Raw genomic sequence first — 24,390 nt, 5'->3', positions numbered from 1 at the left:
TCGGGGCGTGTTCCTGTGTTTGGGGCTGCGGGGGACACCCGCAGCGCCCGGGTTCTTACTTGCCGAGGGCTTTCATCACGGCTTCGCCCAGCGTGGCGGGGCTGTCGGCCACGATGATGCCAGCGGATTTCATCGCTTCGATCTTGGATTCCGCGTCGCCCTTGCCACCGGCCACGATGGCCCCGGCATGGCCCATGCGGCGGCCCGCAGGCGCGGTGCGGCCCGCGATGAAACCGGCGGTCGGCTTCCAGCGGCCGCGTTTCTTTTCGTCGGCCAGGAATTGTGCGGCCTCTTCTTCAGCGGACCCGCCGATTTCGCCGATCATGATGATCGAATGGGTTTCCGGGTCGGCCAGGAACATTTCCAGCACGTCGAGGTGTTCAGTGCCCTTGATCGGGTCGCCGCCGATGCCGACAGCGGTGGACTGGCCAAGGCCGAGGTCCGAGGTCTGCTTCACAGCCTCATAGGTCAGGGTGCCGGAGCGCGAGACCACGCCGACAGACCCGCGACGGTGGATGTGGCCCGGCATGATGCCGATCTTGCAGGCATCGGGCGTGATGACGCCGGGGCAGTTCGGCCCGATCAGCCGCGATTTGGTGCCTTGCAGCGCGCGTTTCACGCGCATCATGTCCAGCACCGGGATGCCTTCGGTGATGCAGATGATCAGCTCGATCTCGGCATCAATCGCCTCGAGGATCGAGTCGGCGGCGAAGGGCGGCGGCACGTAGATCACAGAGGCATTGGCTTCGGTCATGGCTTTCGCTTCATGCACCGAATTGAATACCGGCAGGTTAAGATGCGTGGAGCCGCCCTTGCCGGGGGTCACGCCGCCGACCATCTTGGTGCCGTAAGCGATGGCCTGTTCGGAATGGAAGGTGCCCTGGCTGCCGGTGAAGCCCTGACAGATCACTTTGGTGTTTTCGTTGACGAGGATGGCCATGATGGTCCTTCTTTTCTTAAACGCGGTAGCTGCTGAAGATCAGGCTGGTGCCATTGTCGACACAGCCGTGTTCGGTGGTTGAACCGATAACCTGCCCAATCTCGTTGGACGGGTCTTCATAGCGCACACAGGTTGCGGGTTGTCCCGACGGGCCGGCTGGCCCGGTTTCGACCTTGCGGACATAGGTCGGATAGAGCGTCGGGATGAGTTCATCGAGAAGCTGCGAGGCAAGGGTCACGCCAAGATGGGCGGATTTCACACTGCAGTTTTCAGGCATTTCGCCATAATACAGTTCCGCCACCACGGTGTCGGCAGGGGCGGTGAACCAGTGGGTGGTGTCGCTGTTGGTGCTGCTCCGCTCGACCCATTCGGAAAACCCGGTGTTGCGGAAGGCTTGCGCCTTGGCCGTCATGTCGTTGGTCCGGGTTTCGCACAGCTGCACCGCAACGGCCATATTGGCCCAGGCCGCTTCGGCCATGGTTTGTGCCGGGGCGGGGGCGGCCATCATCGCAAGCATTCCGACAGTGCAAAGCGCACGGTGCCCGTGTGCGGCCTTCGCCGCGCCAGAGCCGCGTTTGCGAGACGCCGGAAGGATCGATGACAGCCGCATCGCCGTGTCAGCCCTTGACCGCTTTGACGATCTTCTGCGCGCCGTCCTTCAGGTCGTCCGCCGCAATGACGTTCAGACCCGAATTGCGGATGATGTCCTTGCCAAGCTCCACATTGGTGCCTTCCAGACGGACCACCAGCGGCACCTTGAGGCCGACCTCTTTCACCGCTGCGATCACGCCTTCGGCGATGATGTCGCAGCGCATGATGCCACCGAAGATGTTGACCAGGATGCCTTTGACGTTCGGGTCAGAGGTGATGATCTTGAACGCCTCTGTCACCTTTTCCTTGGTGGCACCGCCGCCGACGTCGAGGAAGTTGGCGGGTTCGGCACCATAGAGCTTGATGATGTCCATCGTGGCCATCGCAAGACCGGCCCCGTTGACCATGCAGCCAATCTCGCCATCCAGCGCGATGTAGTTCAGGTCGAACTTGGATGCGGCCAGCTCCTTCGGATCTTCCTCGGTCTCATCGCGCAGGGCGGCGATGTCGGGGTGGCGGTACATGGCGTTGCCGTCGAAGGCCATCTTGGCATCCAAGAGCTTCATGTTGCCGTCCTTCATGACGACCAGCGGGTTGATCTCCAGCATGTCCATGTCTTTGTCGACAAACAGCCGGTACAGGTTTTTGACAATCTGGCCGCACTGCTTGATCTGGTTGCCGGTGAGGCCCAGAGCAAAGGCGACGCGGCGGCCGTGGTAGTCGGAATAGCCTGCCGCCGGATCGATGGTGAAGGACAGGATCTTTTCGGGCGTGTCATGCGCCACGTCTTCAATGCTCATCCCGCCTTCGGTCGAGCAGACGATGGAAATGCGGCTGCTCTGACGGTCGATCAGCAGGGCAAGGTACAGTTCACGCTCGATGTCGGAACCGTCTTCGATGTAGATGCGGTTGACCTTCTTGCCCTCTTCGCCGGTCTGCTCGGTCACAAGGGTGCGGCCCAGCATCTGGCGGGCAAATTCGGCGGCCTCACCGACCGAACGGGCCAGACGGACGCCGCCCTTTTCGCCGGCTTCCGGCTCTTTGAACGAGCCTTTGCCGCGGCCACCCGCGTGGATCTGCGCCTTGACCACCCAAAGCGGGCCGTCCATCTCTCCGGCGGCGGTCTTTGCCTCTTCGGCCTTCAGCACAACGCGCCCGTCTGAAACGGGAACCCCGTAGGCCCGCAAAAGTGCCTTGGCCTGATATTCGTGGATGTTCATGAACAGCGTCCTTGGGTCGTGAATTTGGACGCGTCATGCCATGAATAGGGGCGTTAACCAAACGGGTTTGTGCGTGTTAGCGCAAAATGTCGGTAAATTCCGGCATTTGTGATCACACGATTGAAGGGTGTGATCACAGAAATTGGGGCTGTGATCACTGCGGCCGACTTTGGGCTGAAACTCCGCGCTTGCTGCGGGGATCGGCGCTGATTCGCGGCGATTCAGGGGGCCGGTGTTGCGGCAATCAGAACCTGCCCGCGGGGCAGCATGATCTGTGAGGCTGTGGCCTGCCAGCCGGTGCGGGCGCAGGCCGCCTCTACCTCGGCGCGGGCGAAATGATAGGGGGGGCGATCGGGATGCGTCACCACGCCATCGGGCTGACGCAGTGGGCCAGACTGCGGATCGGGGGACAGGAACACGGTGAAGACCAGGTGCTTGAGGTGGGGCAGGCGCGGGCGCATCTGTGCCAGTGCAGCTTGCAGCTCTGCGAATGGCAGATGGGTGAACACCCCGAAAGCGATGGCATAGTCCATGTCCGGCGGCACGCCGGGCAGGGCGAAGCGGCTGTCCTCGATCAGGTGATCTTCGGGCAGACGCTCTGGCGCGGCCAGTTCCACCGCGCGGCCCCGCAGCATCAGCGCGCGGCTGGCATCGGTGGCCCAGTAGTGGCCGGGGTTCAGGTAGGGCACTGCCTTGCACCCCAGCCGCAAACTGCCCGCGCCGATATCGAGCAAGCGGTGATGCGGCAGCATCCCCGCATCTTGCAGGATCTGCATCTGGATGCGCCCGGTTTCATCCCACCGCCCGCCGACGATGTCACGGTGGCGGCCTTTGGCCAGGGCGGTGTCGTAGAACCCGGGCGCGAGGTAGGGCGAGGCGGGGCGGGCCATGCCGGCTCAGGCTTTGCGTGTGGGGGTCATGGTTTGGGCACCGCGGCTTCCTGCACCAGCGCAAGCAGAAGGTCGGTCGCCTGCGCCATATCCTGCACCGACACCCATTCCAGCGGGCCGTGGATGTTCTGCATGCCGGTGAACAGGTTGGGGCAGGGCACGCCCATTTCCGTCAGCCGCGAGCCATCGGTGCCACCCCGGATCGGCACCGATACCGGGTCTACCCCGATGCGTGTGCAGGCGCGACGCGCGAGGTCTACCGGGGTCATGTCCGTTTCCAGCCAGTAGCGCATGTTGCGGTACTGGGGGGTGATGGTGCAGGTGATGTCCGCGCGGGGTTCCGTGGCCTGCACGGCCTCGCACACCCGGCGCAGGATCTCGCCCTTTTGCGCCAGACCGTCGCGTTCAAAGTCGCGCAGGATGAAATGCAGGGTCATCTCTGCCGCGCCGCCGGTCATGTCGGTGGCGTGGATGAAGCCGTCGCGGTTTGCGGTGGTTTCCGGGGTCATGGTGGCTTGCGGCAGGGCGGCGATGATCTTGGCGGCCAGCGTGATGGCGTTGACCATCCGGCCCATGGCGGTGCCGGGGTGGATCGACACGCCCTTGATGGTGACGACCGCGCCGTCGGCAGAGAAGCTCTCATATTCCACCTCGCCCACTGCACCCCCGTCGAAGGTATAGGCGAAGTCGGCTTTCAGGTCTGCGGGCAGGCGTTTGTCGACGCCGCGGCCGATTTCCTCATCCGGGGTGAAGGCGATGCGGATCTTGCCATGCGGGATCTGTGGGTTCTCCAACAGGTGGCGGGCGGCGGTCATGATGATGGCGACGCCGGCCTTGTCATCGGCACCCAGCAGGGTGGTGCCGGAGGCGGTGACGATGGTGTGGCCCTGTTTGGTGGCGAGGTAGGGGAAGTCTGTGGGGGAGAGGGTGAGGCCGGGCGCGTCGGGGAAGGTGATGTCGCCGCCGTTGTAGCCATGGATTGTGCGGGGCTTCACGCCGGTGGCGTTGAACTGCGGGGCGGTGTCGACATGGGCGAGGAAACCGATGGTGGGGCCTTGCGCCGTTGCCGGGATGGTGGCGAGGACGGTGCCGTAGTCGGTCAGCGTGACCTCGGCCGCGCCGATCTGGGTCAGCTCCTCGGCCAGCAGGCGCAGGATATTCCACTGGATTTCGGTGGAGGGGCCGGTGGGGGAGGCGGCGTCGCTCTGGCTGTCGAGGGCGGCGTAGCGGGTCAGGCGGGTTGCCAGTTCGGCATCGAATTGGGTCATCGGTGGCTTCCTTGGGGGTCTGGCGGAGTTGGCAAGACCTGTGGGGGGAAGTCAAGGTGGGGTGGGATGCTCCCTGTGTTACACGGGTGTGGATGTAATGAAATCAATGGGTTATTGGTGTGAGTTTAAGGGTTTGGTAAGGATTGGGGGGCAAGCAGTGGTTCTGACGGATAGGTAAGATGGCTAAATTCGGACCTTCTTGCCCAGACCGCCTGCGAACCTGACAAAGCGAGATAGATATTCAGCAAGCAGGCTGATACATAGCAAGGTAAGACAGCGCTGTTAGTGGCCAATGTAGATTTTATGGCGGGAACCGAATTGGCAGTCCAATGATTAACTTGGCGCCCGCTATTGCACAGATTGAACTGTTGCTTGCGCAAAATACTGATGCAAGCCTTACATATGCGGCCTTGGAGTGCCGACTGGCGATTGAGGGTATTTGCTATGAGCGGCTTCGAATTGCACATGACTATATCTCACACGACGACCTGAAGCGCTGGCAGCCACGTGATGTGGTGAATACTCTAATTCAAGAGGTGGATTCGGGCATTGCAAAGACATTTACTCTGTCCATTTCGAAGGAGCCGTTGCAAGACAGTTCCACTCCGCCCACGAAAGAAGAATATCAGGCGATTGAATTCTTGCCTGTTGGAAAGCAAATAGGTTTCGATCCGAACAAATTTGGAAAGCTCTGGAATGCGCTTGCGAAGGTCGCTTTGCACATTACTATACCGGTCAGCAAAGATCATGATGTTAATAGATACGGCAACAAAGATAAGATACGGGCAAAGGTTGTTGAAGCCTTAGAGGAAATCAAGCGTATTGGCGAGGGAACACTATTATCTACTGGAGTGGGAGAAGAAGTTTCTTTTGAGTGCGTGTGTGGTGCCAAGAACAAGCGCAGACTTGAACTACTTAAGGATTTACAAGAAATTAGCTGCATTCGTCCTGAGTGTAGCGAGAGCTTTACCTTCACAAAAGGCGATAAAGCGTTCAATCGTAGGGTTTTTGATGTCTCGTGTAAGAAATGTGGGAAGCATAGAGAAATCCCAATAAGGACGCTTGAGAAATTGCGTGTTGATCAGAGTATCAATTTTGGATGCGGTGGATGTGGAGCTAAAATTATCATTTGTTGGAGGCCTGCTCAGTTGCAGTAGGTTGAGCTAGCGACGCAGGCAGAAGACTTTTGTGATGCTGATAGCGACGGCTTGCAAGACTTTCGGGCGCAATTGAACTACTTAAGCTAAGCACAACACAGGGCCGCGCCCGACCTCGGGATGGCGCGCCGACGCTGGTTCTAGGCGGTTTATGGGTCAGTATCTCCCACCGGAGTTCTAGGCGGAGGTGTTGCAAAGCGCCCTCCCGGGGGGAGGTCGGGCGCGGCCCGGGCCGCTTCGCGGCTGTTCCGGGCCAAGAGCGATTTGGTTCAGGGGTTCGTTTGGAAGAAGAAAACAGAAGGTGTTAATGCAAAACGCGCGCCCCTTTCAGGCCGCGCGCCTTTTCTCAAACCTCAGCCGATCACGCCAGCGACGGGTCAATCGCCTTGCAGGCCTCGACCAGGCCCTTCACCGCATCCACCGATTTGTCGAACATCACCTGTTCGTCCTTGTTCAGCGTGATGTTGACCACGCGTTCCACGCCGCCGGCGCCGATGATGGTCGGCACGCCGACATACATGCCGTTCAGGCCAAGCGCGCCGTCAACATAGGCCGCGCAGGGCAGCAGGCGTTTCTGGTCTTTCAGGAACGCCTCGGCCATCTCAATCGCGGAAGTTGCGGGGGCGTAGAAGGCAGAGCCGGTTTTCAGCAGGCCGACGATCTCGGCACCGCCGTCGCGGGTGCGCTGCACGATGGCGTCGAGTTTTTCCTGCGTGGTCCAGCCCATCTGCACCAGATCGGGCAGCGGCACGCCGCCAACGGTGGAATAGCGGGTCAGCGGCACCATGGTGTCGCCGTGGCCGCCCAGCACAAAGGCGGTGACGTCGCGCATCGAGACGTTGAATTCAACGCTGAGGAAGTGGCGGAAGCGGGCGGAATCGAGCACGCCTGCCATGCCGACTACCTTGTTGTGCGGCAGGCCGGAGAATTCGCGCAGGGCCCAGACCATCGCGTCGAGCGGGTTGGTGATGCAGATCACGAACGCGTCGGGGGCGTGCTGCTTGATGCCCTCACCCACCGATTTCATGACCTTGAGGTTGATGCCCAAAAGGTCATCACGCGACATGCCCGGCTTGCGCGGCACGCCTGCGGTGACGATGCAGACGTCAGCCCCGGCGATGTCGGCGTAGGAGTTGGTGCCTTTCATCACGGCGTCAAAGCCCTCGGACGGGCCGGACTGCGCGATGTCGAGCGCTTTGCCCTGCGGCGTGCCTTCGGCAATGTCGAACACGGTGATGTCGCCGAGTTCCTTGATCGCGGCGAGGTGGGCCAGCGTGCCGCCGATCTGGCCTGCGCCGATGAGAGCGATCTTGGGTCGTGCCATGGGTATTCTCCCGTCTGGTGATGAGTCGCGCCATGGGGTAGCCCCTTGCGGCGAGTCTGGCAAGCGCTGCTTGGCGCGGTTTGTATGCGGCCCATGTGCAGGTTGTCTGGCGGCGGTGCAATGTTTGCGCTAGCGGTGGGCGCAAAGGGGAGGCGGGGTTGGAAGGTTGGGCGTTCTGGGTGGCGGCGCTGGTCGCCTCGGTGCTGGTGGGGATGAGCAAGGGCGGCTTGCCGGCGGTGGGCATGCTGGGGGTTCCGGTGCTGGCGCTGGTGATCAACCCGGTGACGGCGGCGGGGCTTTTGCTGCCGGTCTATGTGCTGTCGGACCTGTTCGGGCTGTATGCGTACCGCCATGCCTTTGACCGCCGGGTGCTGGCCATTCTGGTGCCGGGGATGGTGGCAGGGGTGGTGTTTGGCTGGGCGACTGCAGCGCTGGTGCCGCCTTGGGCAGTGACGGCGCTGGTGGGGGCGATCGGGTTTGTGTTCGCGCTGAACCTGCTCTTGCGCCGGCGCGGCCCGGTGGTGCCGCGGGCGGCGCGGGTGGGTCCGGGGCTGTTCTGGGGGACTGTCACCGGGTTCACCAGTTTTGTCAGCCATTCCGGCGCGCCGCCCTATCAGGTCTATACCCTGCCGCTGGGGATGCCGAAGGTGGTGTTTGCCGGCACCTCGACCATCGCCTTTGCCATTCTGAACGCGGTGAAGCTGGTGCCTTACTGGCATCTGGGGCAGCTGAGTGCGGCCAATCTGCAGGTGGCGGTGGTGCTGATGCCGGTGGCGGCGGCGGCGGTGTTTCTGGGGGTGCGGCTGGTCAAACGGCTGCCAGAGGCCGCGTTCTTCCGCTTTGTCACCTGGGCGCTGCTGGTGCTGTCGGTCAAGCTGGTGTGGGACGGGCTGTCCGGCGGGCTGGCCGGGTGAGCACATAAGAAAAGGGTGCCACGAGGGCACCCTTTTCCGGCCTTGAGGAAAGCCTTGCGAACATCGACTTTCAGACTTTGTCGATGGTCTTTTTAACCGCATCCTTGGCATCGCCAACAGCTTGCTGGGCTTCGCCCTTGCGCTCTTGTGCGAAACCTTCGCCTTGCAGTTTTGGATTGTCGGTCGCTTTGCCGACGGCCTGTTTCACGTTGCCCGAGGCTTCGTTCGCCATGCCTTTAACCTTATCACCAGTGCTGCTCATGGTTCATTCCCTCCATAAGTGTGACGTTGTATGCCGGGTCAACGCAGGCTTGGGGCGGGTGGTTCCATGCAGATGCAGAAATAAGCCGGACGGTCAGATCTTGCGACCCTTGGCCGGCAGGTCGCCGGTTGTGGCCTGATAGCCCTGACCTGCGGCGACAAGGCACATGCGGCCGTCGGGCAGGGTGACGGTGATGGTCCAGCTGCCCGAGGAGGGCGAGGCGTAAACCTCCATCACGCTGTTGTTGTTGGCCACCCCGATGCCGCGCAGGGTTTCACCGTATTTTTCTGTGAGCTGGCCCAGCACCAGATCACGCGTGCCGCATTGCGGAGCGGCGTGGATCTGGGTGGCGGCAAGGATCAGCCCGGCAGCGCCGAGCGAGAATGCGGGAAGCGTCTGGGTCATGGCGTGCCTTTCCGGGGGGAGGTTGGGTTTGCTGCAGGCGTCTGTCAGAAAGGCTGCGCCCGGAATGCGTAGAAACAGTTAAGCGCACGCGCGGACCGGGGGCGGTTTATGCTGCATTGCGGCACATTTGATCTTGCGATTTGTGACGAAATCGATGCTTCTGGCGCAAGATTATTGCTTGAGGTCGAATCGATGACACACCCTGGTCCAACGCCCACCCGACCGTTCCGGTCTGTGCTCTACATTCCCGGCTCGAAAGAGCGGGCGCTGGAAAAGGCACAAGGGCTGGCGGCTGATGCGATCATCTTCGATCTGGAAGATGCGGTGGCCCCCGATGAAAAGATCCGCGCGCGGGCGGTGCTGGCGCAGGCGTTGCAGGCCGATTACGGGCAAAGGGCGCGGATTGTGCGGATCAACGGGTTTGACACCGCATGGGGCCGTGACGACGCGGCGGCCTTCGCCGATCATCCGGGGGTGGATGCGGTGCTGATCCCCAAGGTCAGCACGCCCGCCGATCTGGATGCGGTGGCGGCGATCGTGTCGGGCAAGCCGCTGTGGGCGATGATGGAAACCGCGCTTGGCATGCTGAACGCGGGCGCGGTTGCCGCGCATCCGGCGTTGCAGGGCATGGTGATGGGCACCAATGATCTGGCAAAAGAGCTGGGCACGCGCACCCGCGCCGACCGGCTGCCGATGATGGCGGGGCTGGGGCTGTGCCTGCTGGCGGCAAAGGCGCAGGGCCGGGTGATCGTTGATGGCGTCTATAACGCGTTCAAGGATGACGACGGGTTGCGCGCCGAATGCGAACAGGGCCGCGACATGGGTTTTGACGGCAAGACCCTGATCCACCCGGCACAGCTGGACATCGCCAACGCGGCCTTTGCCCCAAGCGACGCCGAGATCGATCTGGCCCGCCGCCAGATCGCGGCGTTTGACGCGGCGCTGGCAGAGGGGCAGGCGGTGGCGGTGGTCGATGGCCGCATTGTGGAGAACCTGCACATCGTGACCGCCAAGGCGACACTGGCGCGGGCGGATGCGATTGCGGGTCGGTCAGTTTGAGGCCATGGTGCCGGCAGGCAACCGGAGGTGACCCATGACAATCCTTATCCTTGGTGTGGCGCTCTGGTGGGGCGCGCATTTCTTCAAACGGCTGGCCCCCGATGCGCGGGCCCGGATGGGCGACGCGGGCAAAGGGGTGGTCGCGGTCGCCCTGGTGATCAGCGTGGTGCTGATGTGGTGGGGCTATGGTCAGGCACAGGGGCCGGTCTGGTGGGGACGCAGCCCGGCATTGGTGGGCATCAACAACCTGCTGATGGTGCTGGCGTTTTACTTCTACGCCGTGTCAGGGTCCAAGACCTGGCTGGCGCGCAAGGTCCGGCACCCGCAGCTGACCGGGTTCAAGCTGTGGGCGGTCGCGCATTTGCTGGTGAACGGCGATCTGCCAAGTTTTGTGCTGTTCGGCGGCTTGTTGGCCTGGGCGGTGGTCGAGGTGATCGTGATCAATCGCGCGCAACCCGAATGGGTACGCCCTGCACCGCGCCCGGTGACGAAAGAGTTCGTGGCGATTGGTGCCACGGTCGTGGTGACGGTGGTGGTGATGCTGATCCACAACTGGCTGGGCGTGCGGCCTTGGGGCTGAGAGGGGGAACGCGATGAAACTGTACCGGTTCTTGTCGGATGATGACACGTCAGCGTTTTGCCACAAGGTCACGGCGGCACTGAACAAGGGCTGGGTGCTGCATGGTGCCCCGACCTATGCCTTTGACGCCGCGCGCGGGGTGATGCGCTGCGGACAGGCGGTGGTGAAAGAGTCGCTGGGGGAATACACGCCGGAGACGAAGCTGGGCGACCATTGAGCGCGCAGTGTGCTTGCCTGAAGCGCCGGGGGGCCAGCCCCGCCGCCACTGGCTCTTCGGACCAGTGGCGGCCCCCCAGGGTATTTTTGCCAAGATGAAATGAGGGAGAGCGCGGTGAAGACCAATCCGGGGCGATTTTTTGAAGATTACCGGCTGGGGGAGGTGATTTCCCATGCAGTGCCGCGCACTGTGTCGGGCGGTGAGCGGGCGTTGTATCATGCGCTGTATCCGGCGCGGCATGCGATCTATTCGTCGGACACGTTTGCGCAAAGCTGCGGGCTGCCGGCATCGCCGCTGGATGATCTGGTGGCGTTTCATACCGTGTTCGGCAAGACCGTGCCCGATATCAGCCTGAACGCGATTGCCAATCTGGGTTATGCCGAGGGCCGCTGGCTGCAGCCGGTCTATCCGGGCGATACGTTGCGGGCGAGCAGTACAGTGATCGGGCTGAAGGAAAACTCGAACGGGACATCGGGCGTGGTCTATGTGCGCACGCGCGGGATCAATCAGCATGACGTGCCGGTGCTGGACTATGTGCGCTGGGTCATGGTGCGCAAGGGGCGGCCGGATGCGCCCGCACCTGCGCCGGTGGTGCCAAAGCTGGCCCCGGTGGTGGCACCGCAAGATCTGGTGCTGCCGAAGGGGCTGGATTTCACCCGCTATGATTTCGCGCAGGCGGGGGAGCGGCACCGCTGGGGCGATTACGCGGTGGGCGAACAGATTGACCATGTCGACGGTGTGACGGTGGAAGAGGCCGAGCATATGCTGGCCACACGGCTGTGGCAGAATACCGCCAAGGTGCATTTTGATGCGACGGTGCGGGAGGACGGGCGGCGGCTGATCTATGGCGGGCATGTCATCAGTCTGGCCCGCGCGCTGTCATTCAATGGGCTGGCCAATGCGCAGATGATCGTGGCGCTGAACGGGGGGGCACATGCCAACCCCTGTTTTGCAGGCGATACCGTGCGGGCGTGGTCTGAGGTGCTGGACCGGGTCGAGACCAGCGCCCCCGGCGTGGGCGCGCTGCGCCTGCGGTTGGTGGCAACGCGCGGGGCGGCGTTTGAAATGCGCGGTGCCGATGGCAGGTATCTGCCCGAGGTGCTGCTGGATCTGGACTATTGGGTGCTGATGCCGGTGTAGTCACGCGTTGTGATCACAGCTTGAAAATTCGTGATCACAAAGCCGGAATATTTCCGATGTTATCGCTAAAATGCTGCGCATGCGGCATTGCAAGACGTGACAGGCCCGAAAAAAGCGCTATTCAGTGATAGAGAAACCGAAGCGCGCCCCGGACCGGACCAGTTGACGGACCCGGGACCAGCCAGCGACGAAGGAAACCGAAATGGGACACGTCAAACAGGCCAAGCGGCCGCTTTCCCCGCATTTGCAGATTTACCGGCCACAACTGACCTCGATCACCTCGATCCTGACGCGGATCACCGGCAATGCGCTGATCGTCGGCACGATGCTGGCGGTGTGGTGGCTGCTGGCGGCGGCAACTTCGGCTGAGATGTTTGCCACGGCCAATGCGGTGGCGACCAGCTGGTTCGGCGATCTGGTGTTCACCGGATCGCTCTGGGCGGTATGGTATCATTACCTTGCCGGGCTGCGGCACCTGTACTGGGATTCAGGCAAGGGCCTGGACATTCCGACGGCGGAAAAGCTGGGCTGGGCTGTCATCGGCGGGTCGGTCGTGCTGACCGTGATCACAATTCTACTGGTTCAGTGAGGGGCAGGGAAGATGCGGTATATCACGGATCGTAAACGGGCCGTTGGCAAAGGGGCGTCTGGCACCGGGACCGAACATCACTGGGCGATGCAGGTGTCGTCTGTCGGGCTGGCGCTGTTGATGCCGGTCTGGCTCTATGTGTTCGGCTCGGCGCTTGGCGGCACGCAGGCAGAGGTGGTGGCCACCTTCTCGCGCCCGTTCCCGGCGATCCTGACCGCGCTGTTGCTGGTGGTGGGCATGAAGCACTTTGCCAGCGGCGCGCAGATGATGCTTGAAGATTACACCAACGGCACGGCGCGGAAAGTGGCGGTCATTCTGGTGACCTGTCTGGCGTGGGCTGTGGCGGCGACGGGGCTGTTTGCCCTGGCGCGCATGGCGCTGTGAAGGAAAGAACATGACGGCTTATCCTTATGAAGTGCACGACTATGATGTGGTCGTGGTGGGTGCGGGCGGCGCCGGTTTGCGCGCCACGCTGGGCATGGCAGAGCAGGGGCTGCGCACCGCCTGTGTGACCAAGGTTTTCCCGACCCGCAGCCACACGGTGGCGGCGCAGGGCGGCATTGCGGCGTCTCTGGGCAACATGGGCCCCGACTCTTGGCAGTGGCATATGTATGACACGGTAAAGGGCTCGGACTGGCTGGGCGACACCGATGCCATGGAATATCTGGCGCGTGAGGCCCCCAAGGCGGTGTATGAGCTGGAGCATTATGGTGTTCCGTTTTCGCGCACCGAAGAGGGCAAGATCTATCAGCGCCCGTTCGGTGGCCATACGACGGAATATGGTGAAGGTCCGCCGGTGCAGCGCACCTGTGCGGCGGCTGACCGGACCGGGCACGCCATTCTGCACACGCTGTATGGGCAGAGCCTGAAGAACAACGCCGAATTCTACATCGAATATTTCGCGCTGGATCTGATCATCACCGATGGTCGTTGTACCGGCGTGGTGGCGTGGAAGCTGGATGACGGCACCATGCATGTGTTCAACGCCAAGATGGTGGTGCTGGCCACGGGCGGCTATGGCCGCGCCTATTTCAGTGCGACGTCTGCCCATACCTGCACCGGCGACGGCGGCGGCATGGTGGCGCGGGCCGGTCTGCCGCTGCAGGATATGGAATTCGTGCAGTTCCACCCGACCGGCATCTATGGCTCGGGCTGTCTGATCACCGAAGGCGCGCGCGGTGAAGGCGGCTATCTGACCAACTCGGAAGGCGAGCGGTTCATGGAACGCTATGCGCCGCATTACAAAGACCTGGCACCGCGCGACTATGTCTCGCGCTGCATGACGCTGGAAATCCGCGAAGGCCGGGGCGTGGGCGCGAATGGCGATCATATCAGCCTGCACCTGAACCACTTGCCGAAAGAAACGCTGGATCTGCGGTTGCCGGGGATTTCCGAGTCGGCGCGCATCTTTGCCGGGGTGGACCTCACCAAGGAACCGATCCCGGTCCTGCCGACGGTGCACTACAACATGGGCGGCATCCCCACCAACTATTGGGGCGAAGTGCTGAACCCCACCGCCGACAGCCCCGATGCGATTTTCCCCGGACTGATGGCTGTGGGTGAGGCGGGCTGTGCGAGCGTGCATGGCGCGAACCGGCTGGGGTCGAACAGCCTGATCGACCTTGTGGTGTTTGGCCGCGCGGCGGCCATTCGCGCCGGCAAGGTGGTGAACCCGGAAGAGGCAACGCCTTCGACCAATGTCGCCGAAGTAGAGCGGGCACTGGCACGCTTTGATGGCTTGCGCCATGCAAACGGCGCAATTGCCACTGCCGATCTGCGGCTGGACATGCAGAAAACCATGCAGGCCGATGCGGCGGTGTTCCGCACCGACAAGACGCTGGCCGAAGGTGAGGTCAAGATGACCGAAATCGCCGGGCGGGTTGCTGATCTGAAAGTCACCGACCGCAGCCTTGTCTGGAACAGCGATCTGATGGAAACGCTGGAACTGACCAACCTGATGCCGAACGCTCTGGCCACCATTTACGGTGCCCATGCCCGTACTGAGAGCCGGGGTGCCCACGCGCATGAGGATTATCCGACGCGCGATGATGCCAACTGGCGCAAGCATTCGCTGGCGCATGTCGATGGCGCATCGGTGACGCTCAGCTACCGCGCCGTGCACACCGACCCGCTGACGACGGAAGCCGAAGGTGGCATCAGTCTGAAGAAAATCGCCCCGGCAGAGCGGAAGTTCTGATGCGGGCCTTCGCTGCGCTTTTCCTGACGATTGGCTTGTCTGCCTGTGTGGCAGGCGAGACAATGATGCAGGAAACCACGCGCAGTCTGGCGCGGACAGCCGTGGACGGGGCCGCCGCGCGCTATGCGCCGGGGGTTCCGGTGAAGCCCTTTACCGATTGTGTGATCAACACAGCTTCGACATCGGAACTGTTGCAGCTTGCGCAGGCGGCTGGGGCGGGGGATGCTCAGGCGGTGGCATCACGGGCATGGCCAGTGGTGCAGACCGTAACGGGCCGGCCCGAGGCTCAGCAATGTCTGGTGCAGGCTGCCCTGTCTGGCAATGGCCTGCTTGCATTGCAAGCGGCCGGCCAAAGGGGGGGCTTATGAGCTTTATCCGGAATGTCGTGATGTTTGCCGTGCTGCCGATGACGCTGGCCGCCTGCGATCCGCAGGATGTGGCCGATCAGGCCGGGCGGCGCATTGCCGCCTCGGTGGTGTTGCCGGTGGTGCAGCAGGATATGCCGACGCCATTGGCGCAACGGGCCACCGATTGCATCGTGCGCAACGCCACGGCGGCAGAGGTGCAGGCACTGGCGCGGGATGTGGCGGTGGTGGCGGGCTCGTCGACCCGTGCCACGATCCGCGGCATTGCCATCCGCCCCGAAGCCTCGGCCTGCTTTGCCGCCAATGGCGTGCCGCCGGTGCGGGCATGAGGCGGGTTCTGGTTCTGGGCCTGCCATTGGTGCTGCTGGCTTGCGGGCCGGTGCCTTTGCCGCAGGCCGAGCGGGAATGTTTTCAGCGCGCCCGGCTGGCCCAGCAGCCGCGTGGCGAAGTGGCGGCAGGCATCGGCACCGGCGGCAGGGTCGGCGGGCGGATCAAGCTTGAGGTCACGTCCGATTATGTCATGGGCCGTGATCCGGCAGCGGTTTACGACTCTTGCGTCTATCAGAAATCCGGGCAGGCCCCCAGCCGCCCGCTCTATTCATTCCCGGAATGGAAGGGATAACCCATGGTCCAATTCACGCTTCCCAAAAACAGCACGATCCGCACCGGCAAGACCTGGCCGAAGCCGGAGGGCAAGAATGTGCGGAAATTCCAGATCTACCGCTGGAACCCGGATGACGGGAAAAACCCGCAGGTCGATACGTATTTCGTCGATATGGACAGCTGCGGCCCGATGATTCTGGACGCGCTGATCAAGATCAAGAACGAGATTGACCCGACGCTGACCTTCCGCCGGTCGTGCCGCGAAGGCATCTGCGGGTCTTGCGCGATGAACATCGACGGCATCAACACGCTGGCCTGTATCTATGGGTTGGATGAGGTGAAGGGCGATGTGAAGATCTATCCGCTGCCGCATCTGCCGGTGGTCAAGGATCTGATTCCGGATCTGACGCATTTCTACGCTCAGCACGCCAGCATCATGCCGTGGCTGGAAACCAAGACCAACCGCCCCGCGAAGGAATGGCGCCAGTCGATCGATGACCGGGGCAAGCTGGACGGGTTGTATGAATGCGTGATGTGCGCCTGCTGCAGCACGTCCTGCCCAAGCTATTGGTGGAACGGCGACAAATATCTGGGGCCGGCGGCGCTTCTGCACGCCTATCGCTGGATCATCGACAGCCGGGATGAGGCGACGGGCGAGCGGCTGGACGATCTGGAAGATCCGTTCAAACTGTACCGCTGCCACACCATCATGAACTGCGCCCAGGTCTGTCCCAAGGGCCTGAACCCGGCCAAGGCCATCGCCGAGACCAAGAAGCTGATGGTGGCGCCAAGCCGGAAGAAGACGGAAGCGGCATGATCGGGCGGGCGACGTTTGCGGTCGCCGCCTGTCTCGCTCTGGGGCATGCCGGATCGGCGACGGCCCAGGAGACCGAAGTCAACGCCGATGTCCGCGCCGCCGCCCGACAGGTTGCGGCGGGGGAACGGGACGCCGGCCTGCGTCGGCTGGAAACCCTCGCCGAGGCCGGCGACATCGACGCGCACAACATGCTCGGCGAGATGTACATCGGCCTCGGTGGGGTCGAGCGTGACCGTCTGAAGTCCTGCCAGCATTTCCGCGCCGCGCGCGAAGCCCGACCCAGCGCCTCCCACAACTACGGCCAGTGCCTGTGGGAGGGCGCGTTCGGAGAGCGGGACTTCGCCGAAGCGCGCATCTGGTACCGGCGAGGCGCGGATGGAGGTTTCCTTCAGGCCAAATGCGCCCTCGGCAATATGCTCATCCGGGGCGAGGGCGGTCCAACGGACCCCGAGGCCGGAGTGGCCCTGTGCCGCGAGGCCGCCGAGGCCGGCGAACCGAACGCCCAGACGGACATGGGCGATCACTACAGACGGGGCGGGGGCGTGCCGCAGGACTATGCCGAAGCGCGCCGCTGGTATCGTCTCGCTGCGGCCCAGGACCAGCGCAACGCGGCTTATAATCTGGGCACGTTGGACTGGAACGGTCAGGGCGGTCCGATCGACCTGGCCGCGGCCGGCCAGTGGATGGAAAAGGCCTATCAGGCGGGACGCCGGGACGCCGCCGCCCTCGCCGGTCAGGCGGCCTTCCTCCGGGCGGTTCCGAACGCGCCCTCCGGACCTGTCGATATGGAGCTGCTGGCGCTGGCCAAGCGGTGGTTCCTCATCGCGATGAACGAAGATCCGTCCGGGGAGGGTCGCGCCCACGCGGCCGTGTCGCTGGCCCAGATTAGCGGCTATGAGGCGCTGGCGCGTCAGCAGGCCGCCGACGAATAGTGGTCAGTCGGCCAGCTTCAGCCCGCCATGGGTGACGAAGTGGCGGAAATCGGGGTCGTGCGCGATCAGCGGCGCACGGGAGTCGAGGCAGCACTGGGCAATCAGCGTATCGGCAAGCTTCGCCTTCAGGCCGACCTGGCGGATGCGCCGCCGCATCAGGCCGGCGCGCTCCCAGAACCCGTCCATGATCGGCAGCACCGGCGCGTTGCGTAGAAGCGGATCGAGCAAAGGGCGCGCGCCCGTATGGGAAAGCAGTTCCGTCACGGTCATGGGAGCGAGCACGAGGTCTTCGTCCTCAATGGCCGCCGCGACCAGATCCACGTCAGGGCCGTTCTCGCCGTCGAGATAGCGCGCCACGCTGCTGGTGTCGGCGCAGATCACGGCTTGGGTTCGCTCACGCCCCAGCCGTATTCCTTGTCCTCGCGCAGTTCATCGAGGTCGAAGTCGGAAAAATCCACCTTGCCGCGCAAGGCCTTCATCATCGCGTAGAAGCGCTCGCGTTTCAGCTTCTCAAGTCCCTGACGCACGGTTTCTGTGACGCCCGCACCGGTCGCGGCCTGAGCGGCCTCGACCAGGTCGGCCGGCAGATGAACCGTAATCTTGCGAGTGGCGGACATAGCGGGATTATGCCATAGATCCATGCCTGTCACAACTTACGGCATTTGCCCGCGCGAGCCACTGCGCTAAGAGCGCCCCATGCCCAAGATCACCTACATCGAACACGACGGCCGCGAGCATGTCGTGGAGGTCAAGACCGGCCTCTCCGTCATGGAGGGGGCGATCCGCAACAATGTGCCGGGCATCGACGCCGACTGCGGCGGGGCCTGCGCCTGCGCCACCTGTCATGTCTATGTCGACGAGGCCTTCGCCGCCGAGACCGGTCGCGCCTCGGCCATGGAGGAGTCGATGCTGGACTTCGCCGAGAACGTCCAGCCGAACAGCCGACTGTCCTGCCAGATCCGGGTGTCGGACGATCTCGACGGCCTGATCGTCCGTCTCCCCGAAAATCAGCACTGAGCCGCGGCCATGGGCCGCGCCGATCCTGACCTCATCGACCTGATCGGCCGTCTGATCGCCGACGGCCCGGAAGACCGCCCGCCGCTGATCGCCGTGGTGGGGGCGCAAGGGTGCGGCAAGACCACCCTGGCCCGGGCCGCCGCCGAACGGTTCGGCGCCGTCCAGATCTCCATCGACGACGTCTATCTGACCCGCGCCGAACGCGAGGCCATGGCGCGCGATGTCCATCCGCTGTTCCTCACCCGCGGGCCGCCCGGCAGCCACGATCTGATCCTGCTGCAACGGTTGATCGACGCCCTGTCCGCCGCCGGACCGGACGACGAAACCCGCATCCCCGATTTCGACAAGCGTGGCGACGACCGGCGGCCAGTCGGGGACTGGCGCGTTTTTCCCGGCCGACCCTCGGCGATCCTGATCGACGCCTGGTGCCTCGGCGTCCTGCCCGAGGACGCGACGGCCCTGGCGGAGCCGGTCAACGCCCTGGAAGCCGGGCAGGACCCGGACGGCCGTTGGCGCCGCGCGGTGAACGGCTTCGTCGGCGGGCCTTACGCGGATTTCGTCGCGACCTTCGACGCCGTCCTGTTCCTGCGCGCGCCGTCGTTCGACGTGGTGCTGGACTGGCGCTGCCAGCAGGAGGCCGATCTGCTGGGGGTGGCTCCCTCTGACCTGCCCCCCGCCGAACGGGTCCGGCTGGCCGGCTTCATCCAGTATTTCGAACGGATCACCCGACGCATGCTGGACGGCGGCGTGCGGGCCGATGTCGTCGTGCAACTGGATCGAAACCGTCTGCCGGGCTCTATGATCGGATGACCACCCCGCAGGATCGCCGTTTCGAGCCCCGGTCGACCATCAATACCCGCGGGGTGGTGATCGCGCCCGGTCTGGAACTGACCTGTCTGATCGTCGACCATTCGGCGACGGGCCTGCGCCTGCGCCTGGACCGCAACATCGCCCTCCCGGACCAGGTGCAGGTCATCGACATCGGTCGGGGCCTGGCTATCGAGGCCGACGTCGTCTGGCGCAAGGGCCAGGAGGCGGGACTGAAACAGCGCGACCAGTCCTCCCTTCGGGGCCTCGTCCCCTCCCGTCTCGCGGCCGCCCGCGACGCCTTCCTCCGCGCCGGCGGCCGTTAGAGCGCGGTCACCGCCCTGATCGCCACATAAACGGCCACGACCAGGATCAGGCCCGAGAACAGGCGTCGGCCCAGCAGGACGTTGGCTCCAAGCCGTCGGGCGATCGGCAGGCCGGCAAGGGTTCCGACCCCTCCGCCCGCGGCCATGGCCGCCACGATCGGCCAGTCGATCAGGCCGGACACGGCGTAGTTGGTCGCGGTGGCCGCCCCGAAGGCCGCGACACTGACCAGGGACGAGGCCTGGGCGACGGCCAGGGTCATGCCGGCGGCCCCCATCAGGCCGGGGACGATCAGGAATCCGCCGCCGATGCCGAAGAAGCCCGCGGCCACGCCGACCCCGGCGCCCGAGGCGGCGATACGCGGGGCCATGATCCGGTTCAGCCGCACGTTCTCGGTCCCGACCGGCGCGTTCGGCCGCAGCATGGCCAGGGCGACCAGCCCCATGGCGAAGGCGAAGAAGAGCAGCAGGGCGTGGCCGTCGATCGCCTTGGCGACGGATGAGCCGGCCACGGCCCCGACCGCGCCGGTTCCGGCGAACAACAGGGCGCAGGGCCAGCGCACCCGCCCCGCCCGGGCGTGGCCGGCCAGGGCCGTCAGGGCGTTCAGCGACACCCCGGCGGCCGAGGCGCCGATCGCTACATGGGGATCCCGCACCCCCACCACATACAGCAGCAGCGGCACGGCCAGCACCGAACCGCCGCCGCCGAACACGGTCAGCAACAGGGCGACGATCCCGCCGCTGAGCACGGCCAGCAACAACTGGGCGACGGTCGCGTCCATGCGATCACGCCGTCCGCGACGGAGGGTTCCCGGATTCGGCGACCGTGGGCAGGCCTTCGGCCTTCCAGGCGTTCAGACCGCCATCCAGCACGAAAGCCTCGCCGGGGATGCAGGCGGCCAGACGGACGCAGTTCATCCCGGTGCGGGCGCCGGAGCGGCACATATAGATGACGTCGCGGCCCGGCTGGACCTCCAGGTCGGCCGCCCCGAAGGCGGACAGGGGCTTGACGACGCTGCCGGCGATACGCTCGCGCGCGACTTCGGCGGCCTCGCGAATATCGACCAGCACGGCCTTGCCGGCCTTGATGCGGGCCGCGACTTCGGCGGCGGAGAGGGGGGTGAGTACAGCCATGGATCAGTTTCCTTCAGCAGGAGGACAATAGATGTCGGCGAGCACGGCGATAAGTTTCAGGGCCGCCGGCTCGGCGATGCGGTAGAGGATGGACACGCCCTCGCGCCGGGCGGCGACCAGACCTTCCTCGCGCAGCACCGCGAGGTGTTGCGACAGGGCCGACTGGGACAGACCGACCAGCGGAATCAGTTCGCCCACGGCGCATTCGCCATCGCCGAGCCGGCACAGGATCATCAGGCGCTTCTCGTTCGAGAGCGCCTTCAGAAGTCTTGCCGCCTCGCCGGCGCGGGTGTGAAACTGTTGGAGAGACAGGGTGTGAACGGCGTCCATGCCGCGTTATATATGAGTTATTGCTAATTTAGCAAATTCTAATATATTGAGGGCTACAGAGGAGCATCGCATGACTGTCGCCCCCGCAACCGTCCCCGCTGTCGAAGGTTTTTTCGACGCCGCGACCCACACCGTCACCTATCTGGTCGCCGACCCCGCGACCGGCGCCGCGGCCGTCATCGACCCGGTGCTGGATTTCGATCCGGCCAGCGGCCGGACCTCGACGGCCTCACTCGAGCGGGTCCTGGCCCGGATCGCGGTACGCGGCCTGACGCTCGAGCGCGTGCTCGAGACCCACGCCCACGCCGACCACCTCACCGGCGCTGACGAGATCCGCGCCCGCACCGGCGCGCCGATCGGCATCGGCGCCCGCATCACCGAGGTGCAGAAGGTCTTCGGCGTCCTGTTCGAGGCCCATGACGTCACCGCGGACGGGGTGGTCTTCGACAGCCTCTATGCCGACGGCGCGCGGTTCACCCTGGGCGCGCTGCCTGTCGAGGTCATGCATACGCCCGGCCACACGCCCGCCTGCGTCAGCTATCACATCGGCGACGCCGTCTTCACCGGCGACACCCTGTTCATGCCGGACTACGGCACGGCCCGGTGCGACTTTCCGGGCGGCGACGCGCGGACCCTCTATCGCTCCATCCAGCGCATCCTCGCCCTGCCGCCCGGGACGCGGATCTTCGTCGGCCACGACTATCTGCCCGAGGGCCGATCGGGGTTTCGCTGGGAGACGACGGTGGCCGCCCAGGCGTCGGACAACGTCCATATCGGCGGCGGTCGGACAGAAGACGCGTTCGTCGCCCTGCGCGAGGCGCGCGACGGGACCCTGACGGTCCCGTCCCTGATCCTGCCATCGCTGCAGATCAACATTCGCGCCGGCGCCCTGCCGCCGGCCGAAGCGTCGGGCAAGCGGTTCCTCAAGCTCCCGCTGAACGCGATCTAGGGTCAGAGATCGGCTGGCATCGTCCCCGCATTGACGGCGATGCGGCCGATCAGACCCTTGACGATCAGGTCGACGGCCGTGCCTTCGCGATAGTCGGCTGCGGCGACGAAATTGACCCGGTCCTCCGAGATCAGCCGGTGGATCTTGCGGGTGTCGCGCGGGGTGTTGTCGGGGTCATAGACGGCGATCGAATAGCCGCCCTTGGTGTGCATCATCTTCATCGTCGGCACGTCGGTGTCGCCGTCGCCGAGGAAGATCATCCGCTCGAACGGAACCGGGCGTTTGTCGTCGGGGATGAAGCGGTTGATCCGCTCGTCGTCCCAGTGGTTGAACACGCCCTTGTTGATGCGGAACAGGTACTGGGTCTTGGTCGTGTAGTTGACGCCGACCGCCGGCCAGATCGCCACATCCTCGGCGTCATAGACGTATTTCGACGCATAGACGTGATGGAAGGCCCGGGCGATCGGGCAGCCCTCGATCATTTCCGTCAGCCCGGCCGAGATGATGTAGTGTTCGATCTCCAGCCCGACCTCGGCGCCGTAGGCGTTCATCCGGTCGAACCAGGACAGGTCGCGCAGACCCTCGAACAGGGCGACGTCGCGGCCGTGGTCGCGCAGGGCCTGTCTGGTCACGGGCTGGCCGGTCTCGCGCGCCGCCTGCAACATCATCTGCATATACATCAGGATGCCGTCGCCATCGGCCTTCTGCGTCTCCGGATAGACGCTGTCCCAGAACTGCTGGGGCGTCATCCCGATCGAGGGAATGAAGCTGACCTCCTGCATATTGCCCCGCGCCAAGGTGCCGTCGAAGTCGTAGATCAGCGCGGTTTTCAGACGTTTGGCCATGACAGGTCCAGTGGCGAGTGGCGTGTGGCGAGTGGTTAGTGAGTGCGCAGGGACGAGTCAAAGCGAGCAGGCCTTTCTCGCCACTCGTCACTCGCCACTCGCCACGCCCAACCTGAGCTCCGGGGCCGCCGCCACGCCGGCGGCTTCCAACGGCAGGTGCAGGATGAAGGCCGCGCCCTTGCCGGGCTCGCTCTCGACCTCGGCCCATCCGCCATGCAGTTCGACCAGGGCCTTGACCAGGGCCAGGCCGACGCCGGGTCCGCCGCGCTCGCGCCGCACGAACCGGTCGAAGACGTGGGCCTGCAGGTGATACGGGATGCCGCGACCCGTGTCCTCGACGCGGATGCGGACCTCCGATGAGGTGGCCTCGGCGGTCAGGGTCACGGCCCCGCCCTCCGAAACAGCCCGGGCGGCATGATCCAGCAGATGGTCCAGCGCCTGTCCGACCCGCTGTGCGTCGGCGCGGATGGGCCGCAAACCGTTCGGGCATTCGACCTTCAGACTGGCTCCGCGCGCCTCGATCCGGGCCAGGACCCGTTCGGCGGCGGAGTCCAGCAGGTCCCGCACGCGCACGTCGCCGAGCTGCAACTCCATCTCCCCGGCGTCGATTTGGGCCATGTCCAGCACATCGTCGATCGAACTGGCCAGCTGGCTGGCGGCGACGCGGATGGCCCCGGCGTGCTGGCGGCTGCGCTCGGGCAGATCGGCCTGCATCTCCAGAAGTTCGGAATAGCCGACGATGGTGGTCAAGGGGGTGCGCAGCTCATAGCTGACACTGCCGACGAACTCGCGCTTCAGCGCCGTCGATTCCTCCAGCGCCTGGGCCTTGGCCGCCAGGGCCTGCTCCAGTCCGCGTTGGGCCGTCACGTCGGCGAAGGCCACCAGTGTGGCGCCGTCCGGAAGAGGTCGGGTCAGCCACGAGGCGATCCGGCCGTCGGTGGTCTTGCCCTCGCCGGCGATCGGAACCCGGCTCTCGGGATCGGGGTCGGCGACCCGCGCCTTCAGCCCCAGCCAGAGGGCCGGGTCGGGCATGATCGACTGGCACAGGCCTGCGACGGCGTCGAAATCCCCGGCCGCGTCCAGCGCCTCGCCGGTCACGCCCCAGAAGGCGTCGAAGGCCTCATTGTGCAGACGCAGGCGACCGTCCGAGCCGAACACGGCCACGGCGTCATTGAGCTTGTCCAGCGTCGCGGTCTGGACCTGGATCTGGGCGTTGAACCGGCTGCGCAGCTTCAGCTCGTCGGTGATGTCCGAGAACAGCAGCAGCACCCCGCCCAGAGGATGCGGCTGGCGCACGACCCGCAAGGTCCGCCCGTCCGGCAGGGACCAGCTATCGTCGGGCGCGGCCTCCGAGGCGCCGTAAAAATCGAGTTCATTGGCCTTCCAGCCGGCATAGTCGACGACCTCGGGCAGCAGGCGGCGCTGACGCAGCCGGTCCAGCAGTTCGGCATGGGTCGGCCGTTCGTCCAGCCAGGCCGGATCGAGGTTGAACAGGGTCTGGAAGGCCGTGTTGTG

At 64.5% G+C, this 24,390-nt stretch carries 33 protein-coding genes; 18 read left to right on the top strand and 15 right to left on the bottom strand.

What is annotated here, in order from left to right; all coding sequences use genetic code 11:
* Positions 1 to 55: 55 nt before the first annotated feature.
* From sucD to pepT, 5 genes are all read right to left on the bottom strand, one after another.
* A complete protein-coding gene (gene sucD, locus Q7J44_RS22675; protein ID WP_304883350.1) occupies positions 56 to 940 on the bottom strand; it encodes a succinate--CoA ligase subunit alpha in 885 nt (294 codons plus the stop codon).
* Positions 941 to 956: 16 nt separating this feature from the next.
* Positions 957 to 1,448 carry a hypothetical protein gene (locus Q7J44_RS22670; protein ID WP_304883349.1) on the bottom strand — a complete coding sequence of 164 codons (492 nt, stop codon included), beginning with the start codon at positions 1,446 to 1,448 and terminating at the stop codon, positions 957 to 959.
* A 109-nt stretch (positions 1,449 to 1,557) separates the two neighbouring features.
* Complete coding sequence (gene sucC, locus Q7J44_RS22665; protein WP_304883348.1) at positions 1,558 to 2,751, bottom strand: ADP-forming succinate--CoA ligase subunit beta; 1,194 nt, start codon at positions 2,749 to 2,751, stop codon at positions 1,558 to 1,560.
* A 221-nt stretch (positions 2,752 to 2,972) separates the two neighbouring features.
* Positions 2,973 to 3,641: a class I SAM-dependent methyltransferase gene (locus tag Q7J44_RS22660; RefSeq protein WP_304883347.1), complete on the bottom strand. Its 669-nt coding sequence runs from the start codon at positions 3,639 to 3,641 to the stop codon at positions 2,973 to 2,975.
* A gap of 26 nt (positions 3,642 to 3,667) precedes the next feature.
* On the bottom strand, positions 3,668 to 4,909 hold the full coding sequence (pepT, locus tag Q7J44_RS22655; protein ID WP_304883346.1) for a peptidase T: 1,242 nt from the start codon (positions 4,907 to 4,909) through the stop codon (positions 3,668 to 3,670).
* Between the two features lie 329 nt (positions 4,910 to 5,238).
* On the opposite strand from pepT, the gene Q7J44_RS22650 reads away from it, so the two are divergent.
* Entirely contained in the window at positions 5,239 to 6,066 is an 828-nt protein-coding gene (locus Q7J44_RS22650) for a hypothetical protein (RefSeq protein WP_304883345.1), read from the top strand.
* Between the two features lie 361 nt (positions 6,067 to 6,427).
* Here Q7J44_RS22650 and mdh read toward each other — a convergent pair whose 3' ends face one another.
* Positions 6,428 to 7,390 (bottom strand): malate dehydrogenase, encoded by a 963-nt coding sequence (mdh, locus tag Q7J44_RS22645; protein WP_304883344.1) that lies wholly within the window; start codon positions 7,388 to 7,390, stop codon positions 6,428 to 6,430.
* Positions 7,391 to 7,548: 158 nt separating this feature from the next.
* Between mdh and Q7J44_RS22640 the strand changes: the two genes are divergently transcribed.
* Positions 7,549 to 8,304, top strand: a complete 756-nt coding sequence (locus tag Q7J44_RS22640) for a sulfite exporter TauE/SafE family protein (protein ID WP_304883343.1) — start codon at positions 7,549 to 7,551, stop codon at positions 8,302 to 8,304.
* A gap of 70 nt (positions 8,305 to 8,374) precedes the next feature.
* Here Q7J44_RS22640 and Q7J44_RS22635 read toward each other — a convergent pair whose 3' ends face one another.
* Together Q7J44_RS22635 and Q7J44_RS22630 are read right to left on the bottom strand one after the other, a co-directional pair.
* Complete coding sequence (locus Q7J44_RS22635) at positions 8,375 to 8,566, bottom strand: CsbD family protein (RefSeq protein ID WP_304883342.1); 192 nt, start codon at positions 8,564 to 8,566, stop codon at positions 8,375 to 8,377.
* A gap of 93 nt (positions 8,567 to 8,659) precedes the next feature.
* On the bottom strand, positions 8,660 to 8,971 hold the full coding sequence (locus tag Q7J44_RS22630) for a hypothetical protein (protein ID WP_304883341.1): 312 nt from the start codon (positions 8,969 to 8,971) through the stop codon (positions 8,660 to 8,662).
* Positions 8,972 to 9,163: 192 nt separating this feature from the next.
* Here Q7J44_RS22630 and Q7J44_RS22625 point away from each other — a divergent pair, with 192 nt between their 5' ends.
* The 12 genes from Q7J44_RS22625 to Q7J44_RS22570 all read left to right on the top strand — a co-directional run bounded on the left by Q7J44_RS22625 (position 9,164) and on the right by Q7J44_RS22570 (position 17,470).
* Entirely contained in the window at positions 9,164 to 10,030 is an 867-nt protein-coding gene (locus tag Q7J44_RS22625; RefSeq protein ID WP_304883340.1) for a CoA ester lyase, read from the top strand.
* 34 nt (positions 10,031 to 10,064) lie between these two features.
* Positions 10,065 to 10,610 (top strand): NnrU family protein, encoded by a 546-nt coding sequence (locus Q7J44_RS22620; protein WP_304883339.1) that lies wholly within the window; start codon positions 10,065 to 10,067, stop codon positions 10,608 to 10,610.
* Positions 10,611 to 10,623: 13 nt separating this feature from the next.
* Positions 10,624 to 10,827: a DUF1737 domain-containing protein gene (locus tag Q7J44_RS22615; protein WP_304883338.1), complete on the top strand. Its 204-nt coding sequence runs from the start codon at positions 10,624 to 10,626 to the stop codon at positions 10,825 to 10,827.
* A 99-nt stretch (positions 10,828 to 10,926) separates the two neighbouring features.
* Positions 10,927 to 11,967, top strand: coding sequence for a MaoC family dehydratase (locus Q7J44_RS22610; protein WP_370693067.1), 1,041 nt, complete (start codon positions 10,927 to 10,929; stop codon positions 11,965 to 11,967).
* Between the two features lie 202 nt (positions 11,968 to 12,169).
* Positions 12,170 to 12,556 carry a succinate dehydrogenase, cytochrome b556 subunit gene (gene sdhC / locus Q7J44_RS22605; RefSeq protein ID WP_304883336.1) on the top strand — a complete coding sequence of 129 codons (387 nt, stop codon included), beginning with the start codon at positions 12,170 to 12,172 and terminating at the stop codon, positions 12,554 to 12,556.
* Between the two features lie 12 nt (positions 12,557 to 12,568).
* Complete coding sequence (sdhD, locus tag Q7J44_RS22600) at positions 12,569 to 12,940, top strand: succinate dehydrogenase, hydrophobic membrane anchor protein (protein WP_304883335.1); 372 nt, start codon at positions 12,569 to 12,571, stop codon at positions 12,938 to 12,940.
* Positions 12,941 to 12,950: 10 nt separating this feature from the next.
* The gene (gene sdhA, locus Q7J44_RS22595) at positions 12,951 to 14,753 is read left to right on the top strand and encodes a succinate dehydrogenase flavoprotein subunit (protein WP_304883334.1); all 1,803 of its coding nucleotides are present in this window, start codon (positions 12,951 to 12,953) and stop codon (positions 14,751 to 14,753) included.
* Positions 14,753 to 15,121 (top strand): hypothetical protein, encoded by a 369-nt coding sequence (locus Q7J44_RS22590; protein ID WP_304883333.1) that lies wholly within the window; start codon positions 14,753 to 14,755, stop codon positions 15,119 to 15,121. The genes sdhA and Q7J44_RS22590 overlap by 1 nt, the downstream gene beginning before the upstream one ends.
* Positions 15,118 to 15,447: a hypothetical protein gene (locus tag Q7J44_RS22585; RefSeq protein WP_304883332.1), complete on the top strand. Its 330-nt coding sequence runs from the start codon at positions 15,118 to 15,120 to the stop codon at positions 15,445 to 15,447. Before Q7J44_RS22590 ends, Q7J44_RS22585 begins: the two co-directional genes overlap by 4 nt.
* Positions 15,444 to 15,740 (top strand): hypothetical protein, encoded by a 297-nt coding sequence (locus Q7J44_RS22580; RefSeq protein ID WP_304883331.1) that lies wholly within the window; start codon positions 15,444 to 15,446, stop codon positions 15,738 to 15,740. The genes Q7J44_RS22585 and Q7J44_RS22580 overlap by 4 nt, the downstream gene beginning before the upstream one ends.
* 3 nt (positions 15,741 to 15,743) lie before the next feature.
* Positions 15,744 to 16,538: a succinate dehydrogenase iron-sulfur subunit gene (locus tag Q7J44_RS22575; RefSeq protein ID WP_304883330.1), complete on the top strand. Its 795-nt coding sequence runs from the start codon at positions 15,744 to 15,746 to the stop codon at positions 16,536 to 16,538.
* On the top strand, positions 16,535 to 17,470 hold the full coding sequence (locus Q7J44_RS22570) for a tetratricopeptide repeat protein (protein WP_304883329.1): 936 nt from the start codon (positions 16,535 to 16,537) through the stop codon (positions 17,468 to 17,470). Before Q7J44_RS22575 ends, Q7J44_RS22570 begins: the two co-directional genes overlap by 4 nt.
* A gap of 3 nt (positions 17,471 to 17,473) precedes the next feature.
* On the opposite strand, the gene Q7J44_RS22565 is transcribed toward Q7J44_RS22570, so the two are convergent.
* Both Q7J44_RS22565 and Q7J44_RS22560 read right to left on the bottom strand, forming a co-directional pair.
* Positions 17,474 to 17,851 (bottom strand): PIN domain-containing protein, encoded by a 378-nt coding sequence (locus Q7J44_RS22565; protein WP_304883328.1) that lies wholly within the window; start codon positions 17,849 to 17,851, stop codon positions 17,474 to 17,476.
* Positions 17,848 to 18,087, bottom strand: a complete 240-nt coding sequence (locus Q7J44_RS22560; RefSeq protein ID WP_304883327.1) for a hypothetical protein — start codon at positions 18,085 to 18,087, stop codon at positions 17,848 to 17,850. Before Q7J44_RS22560 ends, Q7J44_RS22565 begins: the two co-directional genes overlap by 4 nt.
* Positions 18,088 to 18,166: 79 nt before the next feature.
* Here Q7J44_RS22560 and Q7J44_RS22555 point away from each other — a divergent pair, with 79 nt between their 5' ends.
* The 3 genes from Q7J44_RS22555 to Q7J44_RS22545 are packed head-to-tail and all read left to right on the top strand — an operon-like array spanning position 18,167 to position 19,620.
* The gene (locus Q7J44_RS22555; protein ID WP_304883326.1) at positions 18,167 to 18,487 is read left to right on the top strand and encodes a 2Fe-2S iron-sulfur cluster-binding protein; all 321 of its coding nucleotides are present in this window, start codon (positions 18,167 to 18,169) and stop codon (positions 18,485 to 18,487) included.
* Between the two features lie 9 nt (positions 18,488 to 18,496).
* Positions 18,497 to 19,297 (top strand): hypothetical protein, encoded by an 801-nt coding sequence (locus Q7J44_RS22550; protein ID WP_304883325.1) that lies wholly within the window; start codon positions 18,497 to 18,499, stop codon positions 19,295 to 19,297.
* A complete protein-coding gene (locus tag Q7J44_RS22545; protein WP_304883324.1) occupies positions 19,294 to 19,620 on the top strand; it encodes a PilZ domain-containing protein in 327 nt (108 codons plus the stop codon). The genes Q7J44_RS22550 and Q7J44_RS22545 overlap by 4 nt, the downstream gene beginning before the upstream one ends.
* On the opposite strand, the gene Q7J44_RS22540 is transcribed toward Q7J44_RS22545, so the two are convergent.
* The 3 genes from Q7J44_RS22540 to Q7J44_RS22530 are packed head-to-tail and all read right to left on the bottom strand — an operon-like array spanning position 19,617 to position 21,081.
* On the bottom strand, positions 19,617 to 20,399 hold the full coding sequence (locus Q7J44_RS22540) for a sulfite exporter TauE/SafE family protein (RefSeq protein WP_304883323.1): 783 nt from the start codon (positions 20,397 to 20,399) through the stop codon (positions 19,617 to 19,619). The genes Q7J44_RS22545 and Q7J44_RS22540 overlap by 4 nt on opposite strands.
* Positions 20,400 to 20,403: 4 nt before the next feature.
* The gene (locus Q7J44_RS22535) at positions 20,404 to 20,751 is read right to left on the bottom strand and encodes a rhodanese-like domain-containing protein (protein WP_304883322.1); all 348 of its coding nucleotides are present in this window, start codon (positions 20,749 to 20,751) and stop codon (positions 20,404 to 20,406) included.
* Positions 20,752 to 20,754: 3 nt separating this feature from the next.
* Entirely contained in the window at positions 20,755 to 21,081 is a 327-nt protein-coding gene (locus tag Q7J44_RS22530; RefSeq protein WP_304883321.1) for a helix-turn-helix transcriptional regulator, read from the bottom strand.
* Between the two features lie 70 nt (positions 21,082 to 21,151).
* Between Q7J44_RS22530 and Q7J44_RS22525 the strand changes: the two genes are divergently transcribed.
* On the top strand, positions 21,152 to 22,030 hold the full coding sequence (locus tag Q7J44_RS22525; protein ID WP_304883320.1) for an MBL fold metallo-hydrolase: 879 nt from the start codon (positions 21,152 to 21,154) through the stop codon (positions 22,028 to 22,030).
* Positions 22,031 to 22,032: 2 nt separating this feature from the next.
* Here Q7J44_RS22525 and Q7J44_RS22520 read toward each other — a convergent pair whose 3' ends face one another.
* The gene (locus tag Q7J44_RS22520) at positions 22,033 to 22,875 is read right to left on the bottom strand and encodes an HAD family hydrolase (protein ID WP_304883319.1); all 843 of its coding nucleotides are present in this window, start codon (positions 22,873 to 22,875) and stop codon (positions 22,033 to 22,035) included.
* Between the two features lie 87 nt (positions 22,876 to 22,962).
* Positions 22,963 to 24,390 (bottom strand): PAS domain-containing sensor histidine kinase (locus tag Q7J44_RS22515; RefSeq protein ID WP_304883318.1); only part of this gene is annotated, 1,428 nt, incomplete at its 5' end.

It is taken from the genome of Pseudotabrizicola sp. (genome assembly GCF_030656345.1).
In the GTDB taxonomy this organism is placed as follows: Bacteria; Pseudomonadota; Alphaproteobacteria; order Rhodobacterales; family Rhodobacteraceae; genus Pseudotabrizicola.
Note: the sequence above shows the minus strand (reverse complement) of the source record. Positions and strands in the feature narration are given on the sequence as shown.